Raw genomic sequence first — 15156 nt, 5'->3', positions numbered from 1 at the left:
ATGCCATCTATGCAACAGTATGATGAAGAAACACTGAAATTTATTCAGCAGGCAAAGAATCGAATTGCCGTTAATCATGGCCTTGAAATGACCGAAGATCCGGTTGAAGTCATGAATCGTAGAAATAAGGAAATTAGGGAGGCCGCAATGAATGTAAAACGTTCCAAGGGAATGGTTAAGCAGAATATTCGCCCGATCAAGAAAAAGGCTGCTCCTGTTGTTGAACGCAGTAATTCCATTGAAGCTGATGAAATTCCTATGGAAATTCAGTCAAACACAGTACAACGTGTGCAGAATGTCCCGGAATATAATGGTGTTCAGGATATGGCCGCCGAAGATTATGACGCAGTGATGGCAAAATTGATGCGTTCTGGTATGATTCAACCGGACTTTGGTGAAGACAATGAAAATGAACTTGAAGGCCAGTATTTGGATCAAGAACCTGAACAGGAACCGGTAGCACCGGTAAAACAGGTAAAACCTGTAAAACCAGCCATTGAATCGGAAGTAAACACCGAACGTCGCCGCACAGAAACTAAACGCCAGACGGCGCCTGTAGTTGAACCGCCGAAACCGGTCAAGCCGCAGGTGGTTGCTCCAGCAAAAACACCTAAGGAACACCGCATGTACGATCAATTTACCGAGATCAGAGGGTTGCCGTCCCATGGTGTATTTTATGAAGGGGCTATGTATGGCCAGTCATTTAAACTTATTGATGTAATGACTCTGGGGGACATTGATGCGGATAACGTCAACGATATATTTGACGAAATCTTTGGCCGTCGTGTACAGGGGGTTGATCCGGCTGAAATTTTGGCTGATGATGAAGTATATTTGCTGCATTGGCTTCGAGCATCGTCGTTTACCGACCAGCCATTGCCGGTATATCAGTATAAATGCCCGACATCCGGTGAAATGATTACGGATCCACAGGTTTTGGAAAAAATCAAGATCACGTTCAATGACCTGTCGTTTGAAACCAACAAGCATCCTGATGATATCATGGAAAAGCATATGCAGGGTTATTATGCGTTTACATTGCCTGATGGCCGTGAATGCGACATTTACCTGCGCCGTCGCTCGCATGAAGTTGAAGTCGCAAAATATTTGCGTTATTATCGTGAAAAGTATCATAAGGATGCTTCTGTTGCACTGGAATTGATTGTTCGCAATGCTGTGGTAATCGAAATCGAGGGGTGTGAAAATATCCATGATAAGATTTCGTATCTTAGCGAACTTGACGTTAGCGATGCTAAGCTGATTTTCGATACAATGGCAGACGTGTCGCTGACAACTACTATCAAGGCTACATTTGTATGTCCGCATTGCGGTAAGGAGGTCACTGTAGACTATCCCTTTCGCCTTGATGACTATATTTCCAGTCTATGATCGGTTGAATCTGATTCAGACTAAATGTTTGATTGCCGAAATCACGTCGAATACAAGTTCTGAATGTGATAATATGTTTTTCCCTGAATTTATCGAAACAGCAAAATACTGTTCGACTAGATTCAAGGCGAAATATATGCCGGCTGAATCAGATTCTGATTATTCTGAAGATGATTATTCTGACTTATCTGAATATTCACGAGTGTAAATAAAGGCCATGCTACTAAGCATGGTCTTTTCATTTTTACGTCTAAAGAATATTATAAACTATGGATAATATGGGGATTTATTATGGATCAGGAAAAACAGACACTTAATTATCTTGAAACACATGCGGAAGAATTGTCAAAGATAATTAGCAATGGTGTGAAAATTGCTATGGATGATCACCGTGCGAAAATTGCGGAGTATGATCGTTCAAAGGCAGTGTTAGAACAGCAGATGCAGGCCATGCGTGATAATTCTGCTGATGAACCATTAGAATTGTCTGATTCTCTGAACCCTAATAATTCTAGCGTCATTACCGACACGATTGCACGGTTTATTCCATCGTTGGGTACCGTGTTTGAAACATCATTGCGTGGTTTACGTACTGTATCTAGTGATGCCGGAAATACACATGCTACCGAAAAATTACAACAAAGCGCAGGTGCTACATCTAATGCTGTAAAAAGTTCCGCTACAGGAAAGGATAGCGGTGTTGTTTCTGAATTACGTGATATTGCTAAAAAAAGTTCTGCTGCTAACACCGGATCGAATGATCCGCAAAAAGCATTAGCTCAGACTAAGAGGGAACAGAACCGCATTGACGATTTAGTTCATCGATATGAGGTTGTTGATCCCGCATATAATCAAATGAAAGCACTAGGTATAGCCGGCACTACAGGGGATGGCATTAAGATCAGGGGACTTGGCGGGATAATGTCGCAACAATCCGGTATTGGGTCTTTACTGTCGTCTTTGCTTAAATTAGCCGTTGGTGGCGCTGCATTTGGTATAGGCGCATTGACGGTTAGGGTATCGCAAGCTGCTGAATTTATTAAAGATGTTGCATCGGTAGTTAAAGGTATTGCTTCATCAATCAAATCCAATTTTACTAAATTAACGAACTTAATTAAATCGAATTTCAAATCTTTTGACGCCGCACCAAAAGCACCGCCTAAACCTAAACCTAAGCCGGCCGCAAAGCCCAGTGGCGGTGGTGGTATTTTTGGAAAAATAAAGGCGTTTGCTAACTCAATTGGCAGTAGATTGATGCGTGGTTTCGAATCCGCTAAAAACGCAATTAAGCCGGTAACTGATATGATTTCCCGTGGGGTGAAGAGTTTTACCAGTGCGATCGGTAAATTGTTCGAATCATTTACGACCGGGGCATCTAAGTTGGCATCATTTGCTCGTGCAGGATTTAAGCTTGGTGCCGGTGTTATGAAGGCACTCCCGTTTGTAAAAGCTGGGATTGGTATTTATGATGGCATTAATCATGCCATTAAGACCGGAAATGTTACTGATGGATTGACTATGGCCGCCGGTACCACGGCCGATGCTTTACTTGATATGGTGCTAGTTAATCAAGTGGGTGGCCTTATTGAGGGATTACAAGAAGGCAAGGGCGGAAAGCAACTGTTGAAGAAGGTGTTGGACCCAACCGAAGGTGGTAAAAAAATTTCATACGGTATGGGTGCTGTTGCTAATATACAGAATATGGTTGGAAATGGGACTGAATTTACGAGGCGTATGGCGAAAGCGTCGAAGTACGACATGAAAGCATCGGATGTTGGGCTCAAACAAACATCGGGCAATGGATTAGGTGTTCTTGGCGCAACATATGATTTGGCTGCTACCGATGCACAGAAAGTGATCGAAACTGTGAAAAATGAATCCACGGTACGTACGGCAGAAACGTCACCGTCGGCGGAGTCTTCATCTAATACAGGTGTGGCTGAGGTTAAACCGAATGTTAAATTGGGCGCTGGATCCGTAAATATTCGCCTCTCGGAATCGCAAATTGGCCTGAAAACATACAATCAAGGACGATCAGCTGAACATGGTGATCTGGCGACGTTGACGATACCGAATATTGATCAAAATAATAACCTTAGTGGATCATCAGCATTTAAACTACCGAAGGAGTTTGCTGAAACGATGGCCGAGGGAATGAAGAACGCATTAACCAGTGATGATTATCGTCAAATGCTTATTGATATTCAGAAGCACACTGTGGATAACTTGTATGGCGTAGGGGGGTAAACGATGTCATTGAGTACTAAATGGAGTAAGTATAGAACACGTAATGGCCATTTGTATCAGGACTCACAGATGGCTGAAGGAAACCGCCTTGTCAAGCCGAATGTGGTGCGAATTGAAGTAATGGATTCTATGGCCCGTGAAGAATATATGGGCGGCTTCCAGAAGGATTTGGATAGATTACGTTCAATGATGATGGATTCCATAGCTCTTAATAAGGGATATAATATTTATGAGCCGTTTTATGGAATCCTGTCTGATGGGTGTGCAGCGGTTCTAGGATTGAGTACAAATTGGGTGCGGGAAAACCGTAAGAGCGGGTTCAGTGCATTCAGTGAACTAATGACTGGTGGAAATTCCGGTACAATGGGTGTTACGGGTTTGGTGCCCGGCCAGATGGTTCATAATGCAACTAAAAAAGTATTTGATTCCGTCGAATCACTTGCAAGTACCACAATGAGCCTGTCCGGTGTGAATAATAGTTCGACTGGTAGTGTTACCATTAAGAAATTCACCGGGTCAAACATGAACCTGCAATTGCCGTTGACATTTACGTGGTATTTACCCGAACAGGAAAATATGTGCCGAATTTCAATTAAGCGGCTTATTGGAATGGCCTATGTGCGACCAGTTGATATGGACGGTGCGCAGGTTGTTAATGCCTTTATCGATGCGTTTACACAGGGTATATTGAATGGCAATACAGCTAATGCTGTGAGTAATATTGCGCAGGCTGCTTTAGAGAAAGCTAAAGAGGCTAAAGACTTGGCGGCAGATACGTTTATTGACCCAAAATCAGAAGTTACAAAAGTTGTGAATGACACGGCAACGTCTGTGAGTGATTTGGTTGATGGCGTCGTTGAAACAGTAAAACCAACTGCTCAAGATGCGTTAGCATTTTGTAAAAATGCGTTAAAAACGGTCGCATCTGGTGCCGTTGATGTTTATAATGACATAAATACGTTCTTTGGCGGTGAAATAACTGCAAATCCGTTACCTGTGCGAGTCACTATTGGCCATTATTTAGACTTGGAGCCAATGGTCATAACAGATGTGAAATTTAAAACTAGTAAAGAACAATTTATTTCTAAAGATGGTACGCATCTTCCTATTACGATAACAGCTTCTGTCACGGTTGACTACTGGATGCAGCCGGGCCCGAATAAAGACTTTGTATCTATTTTGGGTAATGAGGTCTTCGAGGAATATGTTGACCGTACGAAGACAAAGAAAGAATCGTCATCCAAGAAGAAGAAGAAGTAGTAGCGAGGGTTCATAATGGAAAACAGTTCATTTCCACGTATTCGTGACAAGAAGTTTTCGTATTCAGGCATTTTTAAGGTGTCTATGGTACATAATGGCCGATTCGACTTGGCTATAGGCGAGGAATATGGGACACCTACAATGTATAAGGCGTTTGCTGCCGCCAATGAAATCAAGAATCCTATGGCGTTGCGTGGATTGATTCGGCCATATGAGGAGTCCATTCGAAATGAACTAATTTTGAAGGGATTCAAGGGAGCTGAACTTGAACGTGAATATCGTGCGGCTATTGACTCAGTTGTATTGGGCAGCAAGGATTGGCTTGGTTATAATGATAACTTTAATGGCATTTTAAGTGATGCCGAAGGCGATCGTTCTTATGTTGTCCCGACTGTCGACAGTGTTGTAGCATGGCATAATAAGTATAATGAAGTCCATGAGGAAGAAGAATAATGGCGACTAGAACTGGTAGTAGTTTCGGTATTACGGCTGTCATTGGATCAAGATTGTTCGACGTGAATGACGTTGCGTCACTTGACCTTGTCATTCCTATGTGCAAATTACCGTATGGGAAGATCGAATTTAAGGTTCACGATGCCCCTGATTTTAAAGTTGAAAGCGGTAAGTTCGGTACGATCATCTTCTTGAATACAGGCAACCCGGCATTGGATGGAACCGGTTTTAGTATTGTGGTCAGGGAAGCCTCATACAAGGAAGTATCTGAATCCACATTACAGGTTAAAGTGCGTTTTGAAGCCGCATCTGAAACCACCTTGAAATGTACGACAGGCCCGGTTACCGGGTCGAGTCTTGATGCCATGGTAGATATTTTGAAGTCTTATGGCGATGAATTGAAGTATACGAATCTTATTACCGGAGATCTGGCGAATAGTTTTACCGACAACATGCAGTGGCAGAATATCAACAATAATTTGCCAGAAAAGTTAAATGGCATTGTTAATCATTCGTCTATGAACGGTGACTGGCTGTTCTGGGCATTTGATGAAACCACATCGTCGTTCTTGATATCGTCCCTTGGTAATGCAAAGGATGTTGGTGTACCTCAGGCGTTGATTTATAGCCAGAATGCACTCGGCCCGACCGAGTCGATCGTGTATAAGGATTCCAATACCGGATCTACATTTTGGTTGTTTAATATTAGTGAACGCTTGAATGATGCAGGAAATAACCTTGAAGCGATGTTTCCTAACATAGTGTTTTCTACTGTATCCAAGGGAAAGGCCGACATTAGTAACTGTAATGGTGAATGTTTTAGTAAGGTTGTCTATAAGTACGGCGCTATGCCGGCTGAAAAGGCTGCTGAACAATTTGGCGTATCGCCTAATATTGTGATTGGTGAGACAGACCTTGTGACTAGCTATGCGGTCAATGTGCATAAGACCTATTCCATTGCTGATGTCATTCGTTCACGAATTCTGGCGGAGTATGGTAAAAAGCTTTGTGTCGGGTTGCTTAATTCTATGGGGCCTCCGATTGGATCTCGTGTATTTGTCCGTATCTTGAAGCCTACCGCAGGGAATGCTGCCGACGCAGTATTGGACCAGTATTACACTGATTCATATATTGTCGCATCAAAGAAATATTCTAAACGTGAAACATTGAGCGGTGGCGTTCTTGGCGGTATGGTTGGCGACCAGAATGCTGATTATATTACCACGCTGGTGTTGATTTCAAATCATCCCGGTAACAGTGAATTTAACAATACTGTTGAGGAACTCGGCAAGATTGCTCAGGCCTGCAACGAAAATGCGAAGAAGTAGTTATGGAACGTTTACCTGATAGAGAATATACGTGTGTTGTAGTTGGTGATAGTAACGATACCGAGCATCGTGGCGCAGTTCGTGTCAAGATTCTTGGATTGACTAATTCATTGACCGATAAGGAACAGGTACATGTGTATCCTGCTCTGATGAATGGTATCCAGCAGGTTCCTCAAATCGGGTATTATCTGCGTGTTCGCTTTGAGAATGGCGATCCGCATTGTGGCCGGTATTTTGGAATGTCAGCTACGCCTAGTGTAATCCCGGCAGCATTTTATGCGGAATATCCGGATGTTGCCGTAGGAAACTGTGGCGAAGACGGATTTTTTTATGAACATAATCGTAAGACGCACATCACGACTATTACAAACCCGGGTAATTATTCCAAGATGATCTGGGATAATAATGGGTATGTAACATACGAATCTAGTATTGCGCATACAAATGCTGGTATGGGGGCTAAGGATGGCTCTGGTAAGAATGTGCTACATGTTTTGACTGAAGGTACGGTTGATATATTCACTTGTATGCCTGTCGGTCATAATCGAGAAAATACCGGTATAGGACAAGGTTCAGAATATCTCAGTGTTTCGCATATTTCGCAGGCTACGATTGATGCATTCCATGGACAGGCTGAAGTGACACCCGCATCACCATCGACTGCGGTTCCACAGGTCGAACAGGACCTTGAAAAAATCGAATTGGTTGACAAGAATGGCGAATATGTTACATCGGGTACTACATTTGTTCGTATGGATAGAACTGATCAAGTGATCAAGCGTGTCGGAAAGCAGGCTTCCCATATTCTGGTTTGCCATACTGAAGGCGAATGCTTCCCGGTTATGGCGAATAAGATCATGGACCCGAATTCTAACTGTTCGGCCCATTTCTTGGTGGGTAAGGCTGATGGCGAACCGGAAGTTCTTGGCGACAATGCAGACAAGTCTCATTTACGCAACTATGGTTTTTATCAGTTCATCGACTTGTCTGATGACGGATATGCATATAGTGGTAGTAATATTAGTGGCCGAAAGGCTAATGTCGATGCTGTCATTATTATGGTTGTTGGCTCTGTTACCGAAGATTTGTCGTCTTATCAACATGAAATCGTATCTAAACTTATATGGCATATCAGGTCAAAGACCGGCATTAGTGACTTGCCAGTTATGACTCCGGGTGATTTTGACTTTCCGATGCCTACTGCTTTGATAAATTTTGAAACGGGTGAATACTAATGGCTACGAAACAGGAATGTTATAGTGAATCGTCGGATAACATAGCGGCTAAGGGCAAAACCTCCGCTAGTACGTCCGCAGTTGGCGCTGAACAGACTGCGTCAACGTCGTCATCGCTAGACGGTAAGAAAGCGGAACCGCAGCGAAATGATGATGGCTTGCTGACCAAGTTTGATGACGCTATCGATACGGTGGCTGGCGGTATGGATGTTGCCTCGAAGGCCATAGAAGACGGTACACGGGCATTGGCCGCAATAGACTGTAGTGATAGACTGTATGATTTTCTCAAGGACAATGTTCCGCTTTTCAGTACGGTGTCCGGTGCAATCGATTCGGTTGCCGATTTTCTTCATGGTGTTAGTAGTGGCATTTCTATTAGTACGTTGATTTCATCACCAGATTTTGTCAAGACCGCCTGCGGTTTTATAGAAAAATGGTATGGTATGCTGATGGGGTATATTGATGTCGGCATTAAGGCGGCGATTGTTTGGTTCAATAAGATTGACGCCGCTAGGCTTCGACTTGAAAACGCCATGCTTGATTTTACCGAAACCATTAAGTATTGCATTCTTGATGTTATTAACTCATTACGTGATAAGATTTTTGATTTATTGAATTTTTCGCTGAAAATTGACTGGAGCGCACTGCAACGCTTGATGGAATCCTGTCCATGTTTTACTGTGATTATCGCTAATTTAATGGGGTGTACTGAAGATCCTGTGACTGGTGGTGACATCAGCCATGATGCTCGTGCTGTTATTCTTTGTGTTCAGGAAAAGTTCAAGTTCATGGATCCGTCGGAATTGATGATGGGTCTTGAACAGCTGATTGGCAAATATGTGAAAAAATACATCATGATGATTTTTGGCTATCTGGAATCGTGGTTGGTCTATATTTTTACTATGCTTATTAAGCCTCTGCGTATGCTTATCAAGTCATATGTTGGTATGCTTACTTATAAGATGGATATGTCTGCCTTCATCAAGATGCTTGGTCCGTTTGAATGTTTGTTCGTGTACAGTAACGAAGTTTCTAAGTCTGGCAATAAGTATTACGGTATGTCCATTATCGATATGATCAATACCATGAAGGGATGGGTAGGATGTTTTGAACTCCCTTGTCCGGGTATCGGCGAGAAGATCAAGAACCGAATGAAGGAAGTGTATAAGGATTTGCGGTTGGACGATAAGTATTGGCGCCGTGCTCAGGAAGCTGATATTTACACCATGTGCCTTGCAACTGAATTGGCTGCGCCTACAGCCCGAGAAACCGTTCTTCGTGAATTGTATAATGAATCCCCGCTTGATTTGCTGCTTAACTGGCTGACAAAGAGCAAGAATAACGATGATGATACATCTGAAGATGATGAACTGGCTGATCAGTATGATTTGAACCATGGTCTAGCATTTGGTGATATTGCTAAGAAGAATGGCGATACTAATATGGATGCGCCTAGTAACCAGATTAGTTCGATTTCAGATGCGGTTAATTTTGCCTATACGCTCGAAACGGAAAATGCTGCATCGTCAGGTACCAGACCGATTACAAAGCGTGAAGAAAGCCTTTGCAAGAAGATTGTATCGACAATGTCTAGCGAGAAGGGTGATCCGTATTATACCGAACATTTATACCAGTTTGTCCGTTTCACAAATTGCTATGCGACCAGCAAGGAATATGTCCTGTTTGTTCAGGACAAACTTAACCGTGCTGAAGAGTTGGCTGCCAATTTCCTGCGCAATTCGACTACTAGCATTCCGTTTGATGGCGGTCGACCGTCTATTTTTGAGAATGATCCGATGGGACACATGAATGCCGACGGTACTGGTGCATCTAACCCGGTTGTCGTTGATTATGAAGTCCCGTATGACTTTGATCGGGATCGCTATGAAAAGATATCCAATATGAAGTTTACTGGTAAGTATACTGGGGAACCTAGAGCGGCATATTATGCTCGTATGTTTAACAATGCGTTGAAGTAGGGGCGTATGGCTAATAATTATTATACTGATTGCCATAAGGATGAGTATAAGCTGATACATCCTGAAAAGTACATGGAAAATATTGATCCGCCGATTTCAAAGTCACGTTGGGAATATACCATGTTTGCTGTTTGCGACATCAACCCGTTTATCACTAAATGGGGGTATGAACCATTTGCAATCGCATATAATTCGCCTGTGTATATGAAACAGGCTATTTATCGGCCGGATATATACCTTGAGTGCCGGTATCCTGATGGAAGAGAAGCCAAGTACTTGATTGAAATCAAGCCGACTGCTTATTCCGTATTGCCGAAGGCGCCTAAGCCACCACCGGCTGGGTGTACTGATCAGGCGAAGCTTGATAGGTATGCAAAACGTAAACTGAATTATGACAGAAAGAACATGGACGTGATGGTCAATTATGCCAAGTGGGAAGCTGCTGCGGCTTGGTGCAAGGCCAGAGGCGTTAACTGGCTGATAGCTAATGAAAAAAATATGAAGGGTTTGTTTGATCCTAGTATTGTGATCTAATTTAAAGGTAATCTTTAATAGGATCTATGATGTCAGCTTGCTGTGGTAATAATGTATTTATTCAAAGCGGTTATAGGACTCTGTCCCATCGTTTGCTTGATTATGGTAAAGAGGCGTATGCCGATGTGACGTCCAGACAGCGTGTAATCATGTGGGTATTCATTTTCTACGATGACTCTACCATGTGTAAGATGTGTAAGGCGGCGTTTGACGAGATGTTCTCTTGGTTCAGAAAATATGGCCTATTTGATAATCCTGTTCGATGCGTGCGAACTGTTATTGAGGATGATCCGGAAAAGAACCTGATTTATACTGACTTAGGAATGCAGAAATTACCTGCTATTGTTTTTGCTGACGATAATGGCCGAATCATTGACATTCTGTTTGAATTCCCAGAGGCAAAATGGCTTGAAAACTATATTTTGCCGTATATTCAGGCTGACGGGGGTGTGATATGAGCGAGAATATAACTATAATCGGGTATTCCGTTGACGCTGTTGTTGAGGCGGTCCGCCAGAAGATAAATGGAAATGACGTGACGTTCCGTTCATCTGGTGTTCTGGGTGAACCATTGGATGTGTTCCATGATATGGTATCCGGCCGTACGGCTGATATGATTGAAACGCTGCTTCCTGTAGTTGAATTTACTGAATATCATAATCCTCGCCACATGTACATTCCGTACGAAAAGGTCAAAATATCTAATTCGTCAAATGGTGTAATCCAGTTTCCGATGAATAAAAATACCTTTGAGAAGGAATCTGAGTGGGAAGCTGTATGCAATGCGTTCAATGGTAAAGAAGTCTCAGAATGCTTTGAAAATAAGGTTAATTCGCCATCCAAGCTGTTGTCCGTGATGAAGAATGCCATGCCATCGGAATTTGTTGATACCTTTATCAAACCAATTGGTATTACACGGTGGCGTGGAATTCAGCTGTCTCATATTACCATGCATGGATTTACGTATGAGTGCCCATTTGATCATCTTGGTGAAGATTATAGTGAAACGTATTGCCGTCCTAACATGACTTATAATGCACTGTGCAACTTGTTCTTGGATACGTACGATATACCGAATTCACCGATTGAACCTGATGAAATTACTAGCTTGATAATGAATAAGGATTTCACTGATAACTTAGTTGTTATGGATAACCGAATTGACGCATATATGAAATATATGGGTGGCCGGTTTGATCGTGTCCAGATGACATCGGAACAGGTGAAGATGCCTGTTCAGCTTGCCATGGCTAGAGAGGGTATTTATTATACGCCGTATAGTGATTTCTGGGGTATCGTGATCGTCGGTAATGATGCATATAAGATGTCGGCAAAGCTAGTGTATACCTTGTTTGACAACTTTATTTCAGAGATACCGCTCACAAGAACTAATGTCAAAATGTATAGCCAGTATGAATCATTGATCAAGTATTATGGCGCCAATAAAACATTGGATATCAGACAGCGTGTGGAGACGATGATTAAATGATCGGCGTCATTATTCCATGTCATAATGATAAGTTGATTCATGATACGGTTGCTCGTTTACATCGGCAGCCATGTGAAATATTTGTTGTATTAGACCGAATTACGACCGATTTGCCTGACTATGTGCATGTCGTGAAAAATACTGAAGGCGACGGGTTTCTTGCCGGCAAATGTCGTGATATGGGGTTGGTTGAAGCGGAGAAGACTTGCGATTCGTTTATTTTCTTGGATGACGACTGTGCGCCGCAAGAATTTATTGTTCAGGCTCATAAAGAATGGCTTGACTTGGATATTCCTATGATTACGATTGGCCGCCGATTAGAAAAACAATATAACTGGCGTGACCTAAGGGAATATTCAAATGAAATGTCCAGTCTTGGATTATTCGATTCGCATGGGACAATGTTTAATAATGCATCGCTACTTAAAAAATGCATGGGGATATGGTCATGCAATTTTGGGATTAACAGGAAGGCGGTTATATTGGTCAGACGTATGATGGAAATGTATTTCAATACGGCCGGTCGAATTTTTTCGCCTGCATTTGATGGCAAATGGGGTGGCGAGGATAGTTTCCTGTCATATATTGCGTGGAGCTGCCGCATTAACATGTTCTATCTTCCATATGGATCTAATGCGGTATTGCATCAGGACCACGCACGCCCCAAAGACAAGTATAATTTGGATCATGTAGATATACTAAATAAGGAAGTCACCAGTCTATCTAAGAAACTGGTGACTGAAAAGTTGACTCCTAAGTTTTTTGTGGTCTAGACCTTCTTGGAACTAAAATATCTATTGCTGTAATTTTTATAGTAATCGCTTTCGTTGAACGCTTCGTATAACGGGCCACGCTTTTTAATCGAACTGTATGATTCCTCATAAAAGCTGACTTGATAGGTGCCACCGTTTTTGGTCGTTATTGCATTGCCGTCGCAACCATCGTTGGTATTGTCTCTTAGGTAGCGCAATTGCTGCTTGCAGGTTCCTTGGAATGCATTCGGGAACATAAACGATACATCGAATGAGAATGGATTCGATTCATCGTATGACGGGTTTACCTGCGGTGCGCCGGTCAATACACAAGAATTGAATTCAAACATCTGGGCCAACGAAATGTCCGTGGTAAACTGGTTTCCCTTGGACGCTTCCTTGAAGTTGTCGCTTCGGGTTGTTGTCGTTGCGTCGTTGTATAAGTCAACGGCAATAACAATCTTTTGCCATGTACTACGGGCCTTCAAAACGAGCGGGCTGAATTGTACGTTGTACAATGCGTTGAAGAATTGATACCACATCATGTACGGATCATCGACGACATGGATTTTCAGTTCTTTGGGACCCTGATCACTTAGGATCAATGGGTACATCATCGTCTTCGTATTATCGATATTTAGGTTAGTCGGTTTTGCTGTAGACGAACCCATTGTGACCTTGTTGGCATTCCAATACATATTGAGTACACGGGCCTCTTTCGAGTAGAATAAGTCGGCCCAGTTCTTGAATGCTGTATTGATATGCAAATCGCCTGTTTGCTTGAACTGTTTTGTATTTGTCAACGTATACTTGTCAGCGTAACTGTTTCGGTCCATTACACGCAATGCCTCATATACGTAGTCACCCCACAGGCCGACATGATACTTGTTGATCAAATGACCACGGGCGTTGTCGTAAAATTTATTCATGTAGTAGCCAATCTGGCTATCATTGAATGTTTTACGCTGCTCAGCATCCTTCATGGCAGTGTCATACGATTGGTTGATACCAGATAATGTACCCTTTTGGTAGTTAGGCATTTTACCTCCAATTAGTATTTCATGTACGAGTCAGATCCCTGCGAAACGCAGATTGCCTCCATTAAGTCGTTTGGGTCTGGCATACGGATGACACGTCGGATCTCGTACTTGACTGTCAAGTTGAATGTAATCGGGTCGATAGCGCCGGGCTTGAGCTGCAGCGGTGAAAGTGTCTGGAAACGGCAACGTTCAAAGCGAACAATCATGTATTCTTGGGCAACATCGTCGGCCGCATGGAAATCAATCCATGGAATGTATGTTAAACGATTTCTGTATATCCCATCACGACCGTAGACACGGTGAGCCCTGTTTTTGATCGGATTTGCATCGGTGCGGCCACTCTGGACAACCTCCATGTAACGGTTGATTGCCCACCAGTTTTCGTAGTGGTTGTCGGCCAGCATGGATACGGTGAACGTTTCATCATACTGGTTGTCTTCCTGCGTAGGAATGTTCGTCACGAACTTATAATGGCCTTCTTTGGCGAATGAGCATGTTAACCCCGGGCATACAAAGTCTTTGATATGTGCGTTGATTGTTTCCGGGGCATCGGTAGTATATGGATCGGTTACAGATTTACGTTCTTCCTTGTAATTTGCCGGGAGAGGCCCGATACGTAGACGCCAGAAACCCTGATGCACTGGCACCGGATTTCTGGTTAATCTGCGTTCATTTACTAAGTAATCTGTGCTTTCCATGTATTACTTGCTCTTGGGTGGTTTTACGATACCGGTCTTGTCGCAAACGACGGCAGGACCCTTTGGTTCCTTCTTGCCGGCAACCTTGCATGGGGTTTCGTATGCATCTTCCCACAGCTTGGTTTCCTTGAAGAAGTCCTTTCCGATAGCGACCTTGCAGCCACTGACATCAACAACCTTGGGCTTCTTGGTAAAGTTTTCAAGTGCCTTCTTTGAAATCGGCTTGACAATGCCTACCAGCTTATCCGGGTTCGGTTCGGCTGCATTGGACTTTGCGAGTACCTTGTATACTCCGAGTTCTTCGGTCTTGGACGTGGTCTTGCCGCTCATATCCTTTACATTGGTCTTCTTGAGTGCCTTGATGGAACCAACGAGCTTGTCCGGATTCGGCTTTGCCGCATACGAATTCACTACAACTGAACCGAATGTATCGGTTTCAGTGACAGGCTTGTTGCCAGCGGTCTTTACCTTCTTCAGGAAGTCAGTCCAAGCCGTGCCAACGTCGGTACTCTTGAAATCATCCTTGGCCTTCACAACGCCAGTCTTATCGGACAGTACGTCGACCATACCCTTGCCAGAGTGCGGTTCCCAGAACGGGAAGATGGTCTTGGTTTCGATTTCATTAACCTTGATTTCAGATTTCTGTTTCTTAGCAGATTCGAACAAATCCTTTGCCATTTCTGCTTCTGTTGGGAGGTCGTACATATCGATCATCTTATACCTTCGTAATTACGTTTTCTTATAGTTTATAC

General features: G+C 43.0%; 14 protein-coding genes. 11 read left to right on the top strand and 3 right to left on the bottom strand.

Going from position 1 to position 15156, the window contains the following annotated elements; genetic code table 11:
• The first annotated feature begins 9 nt into the window (after window positions 1-9).
• The 11 genes from MJZ25_03720 (at window position 10) to MJZ25_03670 (ending at window position 12687) form a co-directional block, all read left to right on the top strand.
• Complete coding sequence (locus MJZ25_03720; protein MCQ2123271.1) at window positions 10-1389, top strand: hypothetical protein; 1380 nt, start codon at window positions 10-12, stop codon at window positions 1387-1389.
• A gap of 291 nt (window positions 1390-1680) precedes the next feature.
• Window positions 1681-3636 carry a hypothetical protein gene (locus MJZ25_03715; GenBank protein MCQ2123270.1) on the top strand — a complete coding sequence of 652 codons (1956 nt, stop codon included), beginning with the start codon at window positions 1681-1683 and terminating at the stop codon, window positions 3634-3636.
• A gap of 69 nt (window positions 3637-3705) precedes the next feature.
• Window positions 3706-4896, top strand: coding sequence for a hypothetical protein (locus MJZ25_03710; GenBank protein ID MCQ2123269.1), 1191 nt, complete (start codon window positions 3706-3708; stop codon window positions 4894-4896).
• A gap of 15 nt (window positions 4897-4911) precedes the next feature.
• Window positions 4912-5349 (top strand): hypothetical protein, encoded by a 438-nt coding sequence (locus MJZ25_03705; GenBank protein ID MCQ2123268.1) that lies wholly within the window; start codon window positions 4912-4914, stop codon window positions 5347-5349.
• Complete coding sequence (locus MJZ25_03700) at window positions 5349-6677, top strand: hypothetical protein (GenBank protein MCQ2123267.1); 1329 nt, start codon at window positions 5349-5351, stop codon at window positions 6675-6677. Before MJZ25_03705 ends, MJZ25_03700 begins: the two co-directional genes overlap by 1 nt.
• Window positions 6678-6679: 2 nt before the next feature.
• Window positions 6680-7912: a hypothetical protein gene (locus tag MJZ25_03695; GenBank protein MCQ2123266.1), complete on the top strand. Its 1233-nt coding sequence runs from the start codon at window positions 6680-6682 to the stop codon at window positions 7910-7912.
• Complete coding sequence (locus tag MJZ25_03690) at window positions 7912-9891, top strand: hypothetical protein (GenBank protein ID MCQ2123265.1); 1980 nt, start codon at window positions 7912-7914, stop codon at window positions 9889-9891. Before MJZ25_03695 ends, MJZ25_03690 begins: the two co-directional genes overlap by 1 nt.
• Before the next feature lie 6 nt (window positions 9892-9897).
• Window positions 9898-10425, top strand: coding sequence for a hypothetical protein (locus MJZ25_03685; protein ID MCQ2123264.1), 528 nt, complete (start codon window positions 9898-9900; stop codon window positions 10423-10425).
• 26 nt (window positions 10426-10451) lie between these two features.
• A complete protein-coding gene (locus MJZ25_03680) occupies window positions 10452-10883 on the top strand; it encodes a hypothetical protein (GenBank protein MCQ2123263.1) in 432 nt (143 codons plus the stop codon).
• Entirely contained in the window at window positions 10880-11914 is a 1035-nt protein-coding gene (locus tag MJZ25_03675; GenBank protein MCQ2123262.1) for a hypothetical protein, read from the top strand. Before MJZ25_03680 ends, MJZ25_03675 begins: the two co-directional genes overlap by 4 nt.
• Window positions 11911-12687: a glycosyltransferase gene (locus MJZ25_03670; GenBank protein ID MCQ2123261.1), complete on the top strand. Its 777-nt coding sequence runs from the start codon at window positions 11911-11913 to the stop codon at window positions 12685-12687. The genes MJZ25_03675 and MJZ25_03670 overlap by 4 nt, the downstream gene beginning before the upstream one ends.
• On the opposite strand, the gene MJZ25_03665 is transcribed toward MJZ25_03670, so the two are convergent.
• From MJZ25_03665 to MJZ25_03655, 3 genes are all read right to left on the bottom strand, one after another.
• A complete protein-coding gene (locus tag MJZ25_03665; GenBank protein ID MCQ2123260.1) occupies window positions 12684-13706 on the bottom strand; it encodes a hypothetical protein in 1023 nt (340 codons plus the stop codon). The two genes, MJZ25_03670 and MJZ25_03665, sit on opposite strands and share 4 nt — an antisense overlap.
• Before the next feature lie 11 nt (window positions 13707-13717).
• Window positions 13718-14167 carry a DUF4416 family protein gene (locus tag MJZ25_03660; GenBank protein MCQ2123259.1) on the bottom strand — a complete coding sequence of 150 codons (450 nt, stop codon included), beginning with the start codon at window positions 14165-14167 and terminating at the stop codon, window positions 13718-13720.
• A 240-nt stretch (window positions 14168-14407) separates the two neighbouring features.
• On the bottom strand, window positions 14408-15118 hold the full coding sequence (locus MJZ25_03655; protein ID MCQ2123258.1) for a hypothetical protein: 711 nt from the start codon (window positions 15116-15118) through the stop codon (window positions 14408-14410).
• Window positions 15119-15156: the final 38 nt, after the last annotated feature.

The sequence above is a fragment of the Fibrobacter sp. genome (assembly GCA_024399065.1).
GTDB lineage: Bacteria > Fibrobacterota > Fibrobacteria > Fibrobacterales > Fibrobacteraceae > Fibrobacter.
The sequence above is the reverse complement of the archived record's forward strand: the minus strand, read 5'-3'. Positions and strand labels throughout refer to the sequence as shown.